This window comes from Massilia sp. SYSU DXS3249 (genome assembly GCF_053668055.1).
In genome coordinates, this window is record NZ_JBSIPX010000008.1 from 91599 (window position 1) to 103614 (window position 12016).

General features: G+C 64.9%; 14 protein-coding genes. 13 read left to right on the forward strand and 1 reads right to left on the reverse strand.

Annotation, left to right across the window (positions count from 1 at the left end; translation table 11 throughout):
- Positions 1 to 82 precede the first annotated feature (82 nt).
- Both ACWCIA_RS11645 and maiA read left to right on the forward strand, forming a co-directional pair.
- On the forward strand, positions 83 to 1108 hold the full coding sequence (locus ACWCIA_RS11645; protein ID WP_454163401.1) for a fumarylacetoacetate hydrolase family protein: 1026 nt from the start codon (positions 83 to 85) through the stop codon (positions 1106 to 1108).
- On the forward strand, positions 1105 to 1749 hold the full coding sequence (gene maiA / locus ACWCIA_RS11650; protein ID WP_454163403.1) for a maleylacetoacetate isomerase: 645 nt from the start codon (positions 1105 to 1107) through the stop codon (positions 1747 to 1749). Before ACWCIA_RS11645 ends, maiA begins: the two co-directional genes overlap by 4 nt.
- Positions 1750 to 1891: 142 nt before the next feature.
- On the opposite strand, the gene ACWCIA_RS11655 is transcribed toward maiA, so the two are convergent.
- Positions 1892 to 2326 carry a CBS domain-containing protein gene (locus ACWCIA_RS11655; RefSeq protein WP_454163405.1) on the reverse strand — a complete coding sequence of 145 codons (435 nt, stop codon included), beginning with the start codon at positions 2324 to 2326 and terminating at the stop codon, positions 1892 to 1894.
- A gap of 156 nt (positions 2327 to 2482) precedes the next feature.
- Here ACWCIA_RS11655 and ACWCIA_RS11660 point away from each other — a divergent pair, with 156 nt between their 5' ends.
- The 11 genes from ACWCIA_RS11660 to ACWCIA_RS11710 all read left to right on the forward strand — a co-directional run bounded on the left by ACWCIA_RS11660 (position 2483) and on the right by ACWCIA_RS11710 (position 12007).
- On the forward strand, positions 2483 to 3253 hold the full coding sequence (locus ACWCIA_RS11660) for a uracil-DNA glycosylase (protein ID WP_454163407.1): 771 nt from the start codon (positions 2483 to 2485) through the stop codon (positions 3251 to 3253).
- 364 nt (positions 3254 to 3617) lie between these two features.
- Complete coding sequence (iscR, locus tag ACWCIA_RS11665) at positions 3618 to 4112, forward strand: Fe-S cluster assembly transcriptional regulator IscR (RefSeq protein ID WP_454163409.1); 495 nt, start codon at positions 3618 to 3620, stop codon at positions 4110 to 4112.
- Between the two features lie 4 nt (positions 4113 to 4116).
- On the forward strand, positions 4117 to 5373 hold the full coding sequence (locus ACWCIA_RS11670) for an IscS subfamily cysteine desulfurase (protein WP_454163410.1): 1257 nt from the start codon (positions 4117 to 4119) through the stop codon (positions 5371 to 5373).
- A 25-nt stretch (positions 5374 to 5398) separates the two neighbouring features.
- A complete protein-coding gene (gene iscU, locus ACWCIA_RS11675) occupies positions 5399 to 5785 on the forward strand; it encodes a Fe-S cluster assembly scaffold IscU (RefSeq protein ID WP_182989172.1) in 387 nt (128 codons plus the stop codon).
- A gap of 25 nt (positions 5786 to 5810) precedes the next feature.
- On the forward strand, positions 5811 to 6134 hold the full coding sequence (gene iscA / locus ACWCIA_RS11680; protein ID WP_379725405.1) for an iron-sulfur cluster assembly protein IscA: 324 nt from the start codon (positions 5811 to 5813) through the stop codon (positions 6132 to 6134).
- Positions 6135 to 6141: 7 nt separating this feature from the next.
- Positions 6142 to 6657 (forward strand): Fe-S protein assembly co-chaperone HscB, encoded by a 516-nt coding sequence (gene hscB, locus ACWCIA_RS11685; protein ID WP_454163412.1) that lies wholly within the window; start codon positions 6142 to 6144, stop codon positions 6655 to 6657.
- A 227-nt stretch (positions 6658 to 6884) separates the two neighbouring features.
- Positions 6885 to 8789: a Fe-S protein assembly chaperone HscA gene (hscA, locus tag ACWCIA_RS11690; RefSeq protein WP_454163414.1), complete on the forward strand. Its 1905-nt coding sequence runs from the start codon at positions 6885 to 6887 to the stop codon at positions 8787 to 8789.
- Positions 8790 to 8948: 159 nt separating this feature from the next.
- Complete coding sequence (gene fdx / locus ACWCIA_RS11695) at positions 8949 to 9290, forward strand: ISC system 2Fe-2S type ferredoxin (protein ID WP_454163416.1); 342 nt, start codon at positions 8949 to 8951, stop codon at positions 9288 to 9290.
- Between the two features lie 20 nt (positions 9291 to 9310).
- The gene (locus ACWCIA_RS11700; protein WP_454163418.1) at positions 9311 to 10225 is read left to right on the forward strand and encodes a class I SAM-dependent methyltransferase; all 915 of its coding nucleotides are present in this window, start codon (positions 9311 to 9313) and stop codon (positions 10223 to 10225) included.
- Positions 10226 to 10229: 4 nt separating this feature from the next.
- A complete protein-coding gene (gene ltaE, locus ACWCIA_RS11705) occupies positions 10230 to 11261 on the forward strand; it encodes a low-specificity L-threonine aldolase (RefSeq protein ID WP_454163420.1) in 1032 nt (343 codons plus the stop codon).
- Entirely contained in the window at positions 11261 to 12007 is a 747-nt protein-coding gene (locus ACWCIA_RS11710) for a S4 domain-containing protein (protein ID WP_454163422.1), read from the forward strand. Before ltaE ends, ACWCIA_RS11710 begins: the two co-directional genes overlap by 1 nt.
- The last annotated feature ends 9 nt before the right edge of the window (positions 12008 to 12016 follow it).

The window sequence follows — 12016 nt, forward strand, 5'->3', positions numbered from 1 at the left end:
ATCGGCCAGAAAATATTGTTTGTATGATAGTCCTAATTGTCTTTTAATGGCGGCAACATAGTAAAAGACGAAGGAAATCGCCATGAAACTTGCATCACTCAAGACCGGCGGCCGCGACGGCACGCTGGTCGTCGTCAGCCGTGACCTCGTCACCTGCCAGGCCGTCCCGAAAATCGCGCGCACGCTGCAGTGCGCACTCGACGACTGGGACGCCGTCGCGCCCAAACTGCAGGCCGTCTACGACAGGCTCAATGCAGGCACCGCCGACAAGGCCGAGTCCTTCATCGACATGGAGTGCCACTCGCCGCTGCCGCGCGCCTACCAGTGGTGCGACGGGTCGGCCTACATCAACCACGTCGAGCTGGTGCGCAAGGCGCGCAATGCCGAGGTGCCGGCCTCCTTCTATACCGATCCGCTGATGTACCAGGGCGGCTCCGACCGCTTCATTGGCCCCTGCGACCCGATCGCCGTGCTGAGCGAGGACTGGGGCGTGGACCTCGAAGCGGAAGTCGCGGTCGTCACCGGCGACGTGCCGATGGGCGCCAGCGTGGAGCAGGCGGCGCAGGCGATCCGCCTCGTCATGCTGGTCAACGACGTGTCGCTGCGCAACCTGATTCCGAACGAACTGGCCAAGGGCTTCGGCTTTTACCAGTCCAAGCCGGCCAGCGCCTTTTCGCCGGTGGCCGTCACGCCGGACGAATTGAAAGGAGCATGGAACGACAGCAAACTGTGCCTGCCGCTGCTGGTCACGCTCAACGACGAGCCCTTCGGCAAGCCGAACGCCGGCGACGACATGACCTTCAGTTTCGCGCAGCTGATCGCACACGCCGCCAAGACCCGCGAACTGGGCGCCGGCAGCATCGTCGGTTCGGGCACGGTGTCGAACAAGCAGGGCAGCCTGCACGGCTCGAGCATCGCCAACGGCGGCGTCGGCTATTGCTGCCTGGCCGAGGTGCGGATGTATGAAACGATCGAACACGGCGCCCCGAAGACGCCGTTCCTGCGCTTCGGCGACAACGTGCGCATCGAGATGCTCGATGCCGACGGCGCCAGCATCTTCGGCGCCATCGATCACGAGGTGATGCATTACCACGGGAGGAAAGAATGAAGCTCTATACCTATTTCCGCAGCTCCGCCGCCTACCGCGTGCGGATCGCACTGAACCTGAAGGGCCTGGCTTACGACGCGGTGCCCGTGCACCTGCTCAAGGACGGCGGCCAGCAGCGCCAGGAAGACTACCGCAAGATCAACCCGAGCGGCCTGGTGCCGGCTTTCCAGGACGACCGCATCACGCTGACGCAGTCGACGGCGATCATCGAATACCTCGACGAACGCTTCCCGGCCGTGCCGCTGATGCCGCAGGACGTCGCCGGCCGCGCCCGCGTGCGCGAACTGGCCCAGATCATCGCCTGCGACATCCACCCGCTGAACAACCTGCGCGTGCTGAAGCACCTCGTGCATGAGCTCAAGCTCACCGAAGAGCAGAAGAACGAATGGATCCGCCACTGGATCCGCGAAGGCCTCGCCGCGCTGGAAGCCCACCTCGCGCGCGACCCGGCGGCCGGCCCCTTCTGCCACGGCGGCGCCCCGACGGTGGCCGACTGCTTCCTGGTGCCGCAGGTCTTCAACGCCCAGCGCTTCGACATCGACATCGCCGCCTACCCGAACATCGCCCGCATCAACGCCCTGTGCGTCGACATGCAGGCGTTCGCGGCGGCGCATCCGTCGAAACAGCCGGACGCGGAATAAGGAACGCGGCAGCAAGGATCACGGGCAGGCTTCAAGCCTGCCCGTTTTGCATTCCGTAGGGTGGACTGCTCCACCCATAACGGATGAATAACCGCACAGCATGCGCAGTCCACGCTCACAGGACAGGGTGGAGCAGCCCACCCTACGACCGATCCGGCTCCGATGGCGACGAGATCTCGTCGAGCGTCCTGTCGACGTCGGCCGAATGCTTGGTCGCCACGTCGCCCAGCGAGACGATGCCGACGATCTGCCCGGAATCCTCGTCGAGCACCGGGATGCGGCGGATCTGGACGTCGGCCATCTGGTTCAGGACGTCCTCGACGCTCTGGCGCGTGGTGCAGGTGCGCACGTCGGTGCTCATCACGTCGGTGACTTTGGTCGAGCCGGGGTCCTGGCCGACGGCGGTCGAGCGCACGGTGATGTCGCGGTCGGTGATCATGCCGACCAGCTTGCTTCCATCGGTCACGGGAATAGCGCCGACGTTCAGTTCGTCCATCAACTGCGCGGCGCGTTGCACCGTGTCCTGTGGCGAAATGGTTTGCACGTCACGGGTCATCACATCCTGGATCGTTTGCATTGCAGGCCTCCTTGTCGGGTGGTTGGCGGATTGTCCGCAGGGATGGGCCATCATGCCGCGTTTTACCGATGGGGCTCGCCAGCTTGAAGAGCGACAATCTTGCTCCAGGATAGACCCCGCACAGGTACAATCCGCTTCTTTTTTGCCACGCCCGCCATGACCAATCCGACCGTACCAAGCGCTTTTCTCGACATGCTGGCCCTTGCCGATCCGTCCTGGCGGCCGCATCTGGTGCGCGGACTGGAGGCGGTGGCCCGCGCCAATCCCGCTTACCTGCCGGACCTGGCCGCGGATAGCTACCTGCCGACCGAAGGCCGCCTGTTCGCCGCCTTCGCCCAGCCCCTGGAGCGGGTGCGCTACGTGCTGGTGGGGGAGGGGCCGTACCCGCGCGCCGCGAGCGCGACCGGGGTCTGCTTCATGGATGGGGCCGTGGGCGAGCTGTGGAGCGAGGCGGGGTTGTCGAAGCCGGTCAACCGGGCGACTTCGCTGCGCAACTTCATGAAGATGCTGCTGGTGGCCGATGGGCAATTGCAGCCTGACGCGACCGGCGGGGCGGCGCTGGCGCCGGTGGCGGCCGCGGCGCGCGCCAACGGGGCAATCCGGACCCTGGCGCAGTTGCAGGACAACCTGACGGCCGAGGGCTTCCTGCTGCTGAATGCGGCGCTGGTGTTTCGCAAGCATGTGGCGCCCGTGGTCGATGCGCGGGCCTGGCTGCCTTTCCTGCAGACGGTGCTGGCGGTGCTCGCCGAACGGGCAGAGCCGCCGACGCTGGTGTTGTGGGGGAAGATTGCGGAGCAGTTGGCGAAGTTGCCCGAGACGGCGGCGTTTCCGCAGGCAGTGGCGGAGCATCCGTATAACCTGACGTTCATTGCGAACCGGGGGATGCTGGAGTTGTTCGGGCCGATGGGGTTATTGCGGGCGCGGTGAGCGGATAGCGGCGCGGTTACGGCGGGGTGAGGTCGCGTATCGCCGCGTGGACTGCGCAAACGTTCCAGCAGATCACGCGGGAGTGGTGGAGCAGTCCACCCTACGGATCGCAGGCCTTTGAGGCATCGGTTGAACTGACGCGCACGTAGGGTGGACGGCTCTGCCGTCCACGCGTCGATACCCGCCCGACGAGCACTCGAAAACGCCCCGCCGAGCCCCCGGCCGTTTTTGGCCCCTCCAAGACAAGCACCCCGGAATTTGCTATACTTGACTAAATCGTTCAACTAATCCGGTCTTTCTGTAACAACGCTGAAGACATGGCAAAAGTGAACAAGAGCAATATTTTAACATTACCGGGGTTGTGATGCGTCTGACCACCAAAGGCCGTTTTGCTGTCACTGCGATGATCGATCTTGCCCTGCGCCAGGGTAATGGTCCCGTCACGCTGTCGGGCATCAGCCAGCGCCAGGCCATTTCGCTGTCCTACCTGGAGCAGCTGTTCGGCAAGCTGCGGCGCCATGCGATCGTCGAATCGATCCGCGGGCCGGGCGGCGGCTACAGCCTGGCGCGGCCGGCGGAGCGGGTGACGGTGGCCGACATCATCATCGCCGTCGACGAGCCGCTCGATGCGACCCAGTGCGGCGGCAAGGAAAACTGCCACGGGTCGGACGCTGCCAGCGGCACCCGCTGCATGACCCATGAGCTCTGGACCACGCTCAACGCCAAGATGGTCGACTACCTGGACTCGGTTTCCCTGCAAGACCTGGTCGACCAGCAAAAGCAGAAAGAACAAAGCGTCGTGGTCGTGCACCGCCCCCACGCCGCCGCCACCGCAAAAATTGAAGCAGAACTGGAGTGAACTGATGAACGCGCCTTTGGACAAAAAAATCGAGCAGAGCTTCGTGACTGCACCGCATTTCCCGGTCTACATGGACTATTCGGCGACGACGCCGATCGACCCACGCGTGGCCGACAAAATGATTCCCTTCCTGCGCGAGCAGTTCGGTAATCCGGCCTCGCGCAGCCACATGTACGGCTGGTCGGCCGAGGCCGCAGTCGAAGAAGCGCGCGGCCACGTCGCCGCCCTGGTCGGTGCCGATCCGCGCGAGATCATCTGGACCTCCGGCGCGACCGAATCGAACAACCTGGCCCTGAAGGGCGCCGCCAACTTCTATAAAACGAAGGGCAAGCACATCATCACGGTGAAGACCGAGCACAAGGCCGTGCTGGACACCGTGCGCGAACTCGAGCGCGTCGGTTTCGAGGCGACCTACCTCGAGCCGCAGGACAACGGCCTGATCACGATCGAGCAGCTGGCCGCGGCGATCCGTCCGGACACCATCCTGGTCTCGGTCATGCTGGTGAATAACGAAATCGGCGTGATCCAGCCGATCGACGAAATCGGCGAACTGTGCCGCTCGAAGGGCATCATCTTCCACTGCGACGCCGCCCAGGCGACCGGCAAGGTCCATATCGACCTGAGCAAGACCAAGTGCGACCTGATGACTTTCACCGCCCACAAAACCTACGGTCCGAAGGGCATCGGCGCCCTGTACGTGCGCCGCAAGCCGCGCGTGCGCCTGGAAGCGCAGATGCACGGCGGTGGCCACGAGCGCGGCCTGCGTTCGGGCACGCTGCCGACCCACCAGATCGCCGGTATGGGCGAAGCCTTCCGCATCGCCAGGGAAGAGATGGACACCGAAGTCGTGCGCATCAAGGCGCTGCGCGACCGCCTGGCCAAGGGCCTGATGGAGATCGAAGAGGTCTACATCAACGGCGACATGGACCACCGCGTGCCGCACAACCTGAACGTCTCGTTCAACTACGTCGAGGGCGAGTCGCTGATCATGGCGATCAAGGACATCGCCGTGTCGTCCGGTTCGGCCTGCACCTCGGCTTCGCTGGAACCGTCCTACGTGCTGCGCGCCCTGGGCCGCAGCGACGAACTGGCGCACAGCTCGATCCGCTTCACCATCGGCCGCTTCACGACCGAGGAAGACATCGACTTCACGATCGAACTGCTGAAGGCAAAGGTAGGCAAACTGCGCGAACTGTCGCCGCTGTGGGACATGTTCAAGGAAGGGATCGATCTGAACTCGATCCAATGGGCCGCACACTAAACTAAAGAATTCAAGGAGCACTACCATGGCATATTCGGACAAAGTACTCGACCACTACGAGAATCCACGCAACGTCGGCGCCTTCGAAAAGGGCGATGAGTCGGTCGGCACCGGCATGGTCGGCGCCCCGGCCTGCGGCGACGTGATGAAGCTGCAGATCAAGGTGAACGAGCAGGGCCTGATCGAAGACGCGAAGTTCAAGACCTATGGCTGCGGTTCGGCCATCGCATCGAGCTCGCTGGTGACCGAGTGGGTGAAAGGTAAAACCCTGGACCAGGCACTGGCCATCAAGAACACGCAGATCGCCGAAGAACTGGCGCTGCCGCCGGTGAAGATCCACTGCTCGATCCTGGCCGAAGACGCGATCAAGGCCGCCGTCGCCGACTACAAGACGAAGCACGCAACTGCATAAGTAGACTCACGCTGGAGAAGAACGCATGGCAATCACACTGACCGAAAAAGCGGCGAAGCACATCAACCGCTACATCGAGCGTCGCGGCAAGGGCCTCGGGCTGCGTTTCGGCGTGCGCACCACCGGCTGCTCCGGCCTGGCCTACAAGCTGGAGTACGTCGACGAGGCGGCACCCGAGGACAACGTCTTCGAATCGCATGGCGTGAAGGTCTTCGTCGACCCGAAGAGCCTGGCCTACATCGACGGCACCGAACTCGATTTCGCCCGTGAGGGACTGAACGAAGGCTTCCGCTTCAACAACCCGAACGTCAAGGACAATTGCGGTTGCGGCGAGAGCTTCCGTATCTGAGCTGCTGATGCAGAATCACTTCGAGCTGTTCGGGCTGCCGGCCCGTTTTGATGTCGATACCGCCGCGCTGGATGCGGCCTACCGCGACGTCCAGGGCCGCGTCCACCCGGACCGTTTCGTGAACGCCACCGACGCCGAGAAGCGCGTCGCCATGCAGTGGGCCACGCGCGCCAACGAAGCGTATCAAACGCTGAAGAACCCGCAAAAGCGCGCGCAGTACCTGTGCGAGCTGAACGGCGTCGACCTGCAGACCGAGTCCAACACGGCCATGCCGATGGCCTTCCTGATGCAGCAGATGGAATGGCGCGAGGAACTCGGCGACGCGCGCGCGGCCAAGGATGCTTCTTCATTGGACGCCCTGGACGCGCAAGTGCGCGGCGAGCGCAAGCAGATGCTGGTGCAGGTCGGCAAGCAGCTCGACGCCGGGGACTTCCACGCAGCCGCGCAAGGCGTGCGCGCGCTGATGTTCCTCGATAAATTCGGGGACGAGGTACAGTACGCGTTCGAGGCGATTGAAAACTAGTTTGCGCTGAGCGCAGGGAAGTAGGGTGGACGGCTCTGCCGTCCACGCGTTCAACAGGCGTGTGAATCATCGCGGCAGGAAAGCTACCCACCCATGGAGGCGGCGAGCACGACGGCTTCGCTGTTCAGGCCTGCGTTGAACGCGTGGACGGCGGAGCCGTCCACCCTACGTTTCAGGATCGGCCGCCTCATCGCAGCACCACAGAACAACAACCAGGTAACACGAACATGGCACTTTTGCAGATCTCCGAACCCGGCATGTCGACCGCGCCGCACCAGCACCGGCTGGCGGTGGGCATCGACCTGGGCACCACCAATTCGCTCGTCGCCACGGTGCGCAGCGGGATTCCCGAAGTGCTCAGCGACGAGGACGGGCGTGCGCTGCTGCCATCGGTCGTGCGTTACCTCCCGAACGGCAATGCCCACATCGGCTACAAAGCGCAAGCGCACCGCACGGTCGATCCGAAAAATACCATCGTCTCGGTCAAGCGCTTCATGGGCCGCGGCCTGAAGGACATCGCCCACGCCGAAAACCTGCCGTACGACTTCGTCGACGGTGACCGCGAGAGCGGTCACGGCATGGTGCAGATCAACACCGTCGCCGGCGTGAAAAGCCCGGTCGAGACCTCGGCCCAGATTCTGGCGACCCTGCGCCAGCTGGCCGAGGATTCGCTCGGCGACGACCTGGTCGGCGCGGTGATCACCGTCCCCGCCTACTTCGACGACGCCCAGCGCCAGGCCACCAAGGACGCCGCCCAGCTGGCCGGCCTGAACGTGCTGCGCCTGTTGTCGGAACCGACCGCCGCGGCGATCGCCTATGGCCTCGACCATGGCTCGGAGGGCGTCTACGCCGTCTACGACCTCGGCGGCGGCACCTTCGATATCTCGATCCTGAAGCTCTCGAAGGGCGTGTTTGAGGTGCTCTCGACCGGCGGCGACTCGGCCCTGGGCGGCGACGACTTCGACCACCGCCTGTTCTGCTGGATCCGCGAGCAGGCCAAACTCGCTCCGTTGTCCGAGGAAGACACCGCGACGCTGATGGTCAAGGCGCGCCAGGCCAAGGAACTGCTGTCGACCGACGACGAGACGATGGTCGACGCCATCCTGAACTCCGGCGAAATCGTGCACGTGAAAATCACCGCCGCCACCTTCGCCGAGATCACCAAGCACCTGGTAGCTAAAACGATGAACGCGATCCGCAAGGCCATGCGCGACGCTAACGTGACGGTCGAAGACGTCGACGGCGTCGTGATGGTCGGCGGCGCCACGCGCATGCCCACCGTGCGCCGCGCCGTCTCCGAGTTCTTCCACACCATCCCGCACGCGAACATCGATCCGGACAAGGTGGTCGCCCTGGGCGCCGCCATCCAGGCCAACCTGCTGGCGGGTAACCGCGCTGCGGGCGACGACTGGCTGCTGCTGGACGTGACCCCGCTGTCGCTGGGCATCGAGACGATGGGCGGCCTGGTCGAGAAGATCATCCCGCGCAACTCGACGATTCCGTGCGCGCGTGCGCAGGAGTTCACGACGTTCAAGGACGGCCAGACCGCGCTGGCGGTGCACGTGGTGCAGGGCGAGCGCGAGCTGGTCTCGGACTGCCGCTCGCTGGCGCGTTTCGAGCTGCGCGGCATCCCGCCGATGGCGGCCGGCGCCGCGCGCATCCGCGTCACCTACCAGGTCGATGCGGACGGGCTGTTGTCGGTATCGGCGCGCGAGACGCGCTCGGGCGTGGAAGCCTCGATCACCGTCAAGCCGTCCTACGGCCTGGGCGACGACGAGGTGGCGCGCATGCTGCAGGACTCGTACAGCTCGGCCCAGGTCGACATGCAGATGCGCGCGTTGCGCGAAGAGCAGGTCGAGGCCGAGCGCATCCTGCTGGCGACCCAGTCGGCGCTCGACAGCGACGGCGACCTCCTCAGCGGCGACGAACAGGCTGCGCTGGCCGCGCTGGTGCAGGGCGTGCGCGATGCGATCGCGTTCTCGAACGATACCGCCATCGAGCCGGGCACGCGCCAGAACGCGCTGCACGACGCGGTCCAGGCGCTCGCGCACGGCACCGAGGAATTCGCCGCGCGCCGCATGGACAAGAGCGTGCGCAGCGCGCTGGCCGGGAAGTCGCTGGACGAAGTGTGATTTTCGTAGGGTGGACGGGTTTCCCGTCCACGCGTTCAACCGCCACCCGAATGACCGCAACATCATCAGCACCGCGACAAAATCAACCGATCGTTGAACGCGTGGACGGCAGAGCCGTCCACCCTACGGTTCAGAGAATAAATTGAAGAGGTAACCCAAGTGCCACAAATCGTCATCCTGCCCCACCCGACCTTCTGCCCGGACGGCGCCGTCCTGGAAGCCCCCGCCGGCAAGTCCGTCTGCGACGTCATGCTGGAAAACGACATCGACATCGAACACGCCTGCGACCGCGTCTGCGCCTGCACCACCTGCCACGTGATCGTGCGCGAAGGCTTCGAGTCGCTGAACGAGCCGGAAGAAAAGGAAGAAGACATGCTCGACAAGGCCTGGGGCCTGGAGCCGAACTCGCGCCTGTCCTGCCAGGCGATCGTGGCCGAGGAAGACCTCGTGGTCGAGATCCCGAAGTACACGATCAACCACGCCGCCGAAAAGAACCACTGATACCCGCATTGAAGCCGAACATGAAGCGCGTAGAGAACACGAAGAAGCCGGCCGCCGTGCCCGAGTTGCCGCCCGAAGTCCGCCCCGGCCAGTCGATCGAGCTGCTCAAGGAGCTGCACATCCTCACGCGCGACGGCAAGCTCAACCAGGACAGCCGCCGCAAGCTGAAACAGGTCTACCACCTGTACAACTTCATCGAGCCCCTGCTGAACGACGTACGCGCCGAGAAGAACGGCGTGTCGCTGGTCGACCACGGGGCAGGGAAGTCCTACCTCGGCTTCATCCTCTACGACCTGTTCTTCAAGGGTCTCGACGACGCCTCGCACATCTACGGCATCGAGACGCGCGAGGAACTCGTGCAGAAGTCGACGGAGCTGGCGGCGCGCCTGGGCTTTGCCAACATGTCCTTCCTGCCGCTGTCGGTGGCCGAGTCCACGACCTCAAAGGAACTGCCCGAGACGATCGACATCGTCACCGCGCTGCACGCCTGTAACACGGCCACCGACGACGCCATCGACTTCGCGCTGAAGAAAAAAGCCAAGCACATGGTGCTGGTGCCGTGCTGCCAGGCGGAGGTCGCGACGGTGCTGCGCAAGAACAAGGGCCGGGACCTGAAAAGCCCGCTCACCGAAATCTGGCGCCACCCCATCCACACGCGCGAGTTCGGCAGCCAGGTGACCAACGTGCTGCGCTGCCTGCAGCTCGAGGCGCACGGCTACCAGGTGACGGTGACGGAACTGGTGGGCTGGGAGCACTCGATGAAGAACGAGCTGATCGTGGCCACCTATAAAAACCTGCCGCGCCGCCGCCCGAGCGAGCGCCTGCAGGAAGTGCTGTCCACGCTGGGACTGGAAGAGATGGGCCAGCGTTTCTATACCTCGCAAGCGGCAGCCGGTGCACCAGCCGAAGCGGACGCCGAATCAACAGAACATTGAGACCATGAGCGATAACACCACCTGGATCGACCTGCGCAGCGACACCGTCACCCAACCCTCCAAGGCGATGCGCGCGGCCATGGCCGCCGCCGACGTCGGCGACGACGTCTACGGCGACGACCCCACCGTCAACCGCCTGCAGGACTTCGCGGCCGACCTGTTCGGCTATGAGGCGGGCATGTTCGCCGCCAGCGGCACGCAAACCAACCTGATCGCGCTGATGACCCACTGCGGACGCGGCGACGAGTACCTGGTCGGCCAGGAAGCGCACACCTACAAATACGAAGGCGGCGGCGCCGCGGTGCTGGGCTCGATCCAGCCGCAGCCGATCGCCAACCAGCCGGACGGCAGCATCGCGCTGGCGGACATCGAAGGCTACATCAAGCCCGACGACATGCACTTCGCGCGCACCCGTTTGCTGGCGCTGGAGAACACGATCGGCGGGCGCGTGCTCGGCCAGGACTACATCCAGGCCGCGACCACGCTCGCGCATGCCAAGGGCCTGGCCACCCACCTCGACGGCGCGCGCGTCTGCAACGCGGCCGTCAAGCAGGGCGTGACCCTGCGCGAAGTGGTAAAAGGCTTCGATACGGTGTCGGTCTGCCTGTCGAAGGGCCTGGGCGCCCCGGTCGGCTCGGTGCTGCTGGGACCGAAGGCCTTCATCGAGCAGGGCAAGCGCTGGCGCAAGATGCTGGGCGGCGGCATGCGCCAGGCCGGCGTCATCGCCGCGGCCGCGCAGCACGCGCTGCAGCACAATGTGGCGCGCCTGGCCGAGGACCACGACAACGCCTTCGAGCTGGCGCGTGGCCTGGGCGAGATCGAAGCGCTGAACGTCAGCACGCCGCAGACCAACATCTTCTGGCTGGATGTGCCGGCGGCCGCCTGCGAGCCGCTGCGCAAGGCATTGGCGGAGCAAGGCATCCGAGCCACGGTCGGCCCGCGCATGCGCCTGGTGACCCACCTGGACATCTCGCGTGCCGACGTCGACAAGGTCGTCGCCGCATTCAAAACCTTCTTCCAGAACTGGCGCGCCTGATGAGCAGCGCGGGAAATGCGGAAGGAATCCGCCTGGCCAAGCGCGTGGCCGAACTGGTGCCGTGCTCGCGGGCGGAAGCGGAACGCTACATCGCCAACGGCGGCGTGAGCGTCGACGGCGTGGTGGTCGAGGACCCGGCCACGCGCGTCACGCCTTCACAGGCCGTGACCCTGCTGCCGGGCGCCAGCATGGAAGAAGCACCGCCAGTCACGATCCTGCTGCACAAACCCTCGGGCATGAATTCCGGCGTCGGCATGCGCGGTGCGGATGCGCTCGAGTGCCTGAAGCAGGAGACCCTCGTGGCCGGCCAGCATGGTGCGCCGAGATTCTTGAAACGCCACCTGGCGCGCCTGACGCTGGCGACGCCGATCGAGACCGATGCCAGCGGCCTGGTGATCTACACCCAAGATTTCCGCGTGGTGCGCAAACTGCTCGACGACGGCGAGCGCGTCGAGCACGAATACGTGGTCGAGGTGTCGGGCGGCATCCGGGAAGGCGGCCTTGCGCTGCTGAACCACGGCTTGACCTTCAGCGGCAAGCCGATCAACCCGATGAAGGTCAGCTGGCAAAGCGAAGGCCGCCTGCGCTTCGCCGCCAAGGGCGTGCGCCCGGGGCAGATCGCGCACATGTGCGAGGCCGTCGGGCTGGAAGTCACCGACATCAAGCGCCTGCGTGTGGGACGGATCTCGATGGGCGGGCTGCCGGAAGGGCAGTGGCGTTACCTGGCGGAGTACGAGCGGTTCTGATTTAGGCGA

Bases quoted from the DNA above. Each gene is read 5' to 3' on its own strand.
- ACWCIA_RS11645 (WP_454163401.1), top strand. From the start codon at position 83: ATGAAACTTGCATCACTCAAGACCGGCGGCCGCGACGGCACGCTGGTC.
- ACWCIA_RS11700 (WP_454163418.1), top strand. From the start codon at position 9,311: ATGAAGCGCGTAGAGAACACGAAGAAGCCGGCCGCCGTGCCCGAGTTG.
- iscA (WP_379725405.1), top strand. From the start codon at position 5,811: ATGGCAATCACACTGACCGAAAAAGCGGCGAAGCACATCAACCGCTAC.
- iscR (WP_454163409.1), top strand. From the start codon at position 3,618: ATGCGTCTGACCACCAAAGGCCGTTTTGCTGTCACTGCGATGATCGAT.
- ACWCIA_RS11660 (WP_454163407.1), top strand. From the start codon at position 2,483: ATGACCAATCCGACCGTACCAAGCGCTTTTCTCGACATGCTGGCCCTT.
- ACWCIA_RS11670 (WP_454163410.1), top strand. From the start codon at position 4,117: ATGAACGCGCCTTTGGACAAAAAAATCGAGCAGAGCTTCGTGACTGCA.
- iscU (WP_182989172.1), top strand. From the start codon at position 5,399: ATGGCATATTCGGACAAAGTACTCGACCACTACGAGAATCCACGCAAC.
- ACWCIA_RS11655 (WP_454163405.1), bottom strand. From the start codon at position 2,326: ATGCAAACGATCCAGGATGTGATGACCCGTGACGTGCAAACCATTTCG.
- hscB (WP_454163412.1), top strand. From the start codon at position 6,142: ATGCAGAATCACTTCGAGCTGTTCGGGCTGCCGGCCCGTTTTGATGTC.
- hscA (WP_454163414.1), top strand. From the start codon at position 6,885: ATGGCACTTTTGCAGATCTCCGAACCCGGCATGTCGACCGCGCCGCAC.
- maiA (WP_454163403.1), top strand. From the start codon at position 1,105: ATGAAGCTCTATACCTATTTCCGCAGCTCCGCCGCCTACCGCGTGCGG.
- ltaE (WP_454163420.1), top strand. From the start codon at position 10,230: ATGAGCGATAACACCACCTGGATCGACCTGCGCAGCGACACCGTCACC.
- ACWCIA_RS11710 (WP_454163422.1), top strand. From the start codon at position 11,261: ATGAGCAGCGCGGGAAATGCGGAAGGAATCCGCCTGGCCAAGCGCGTG.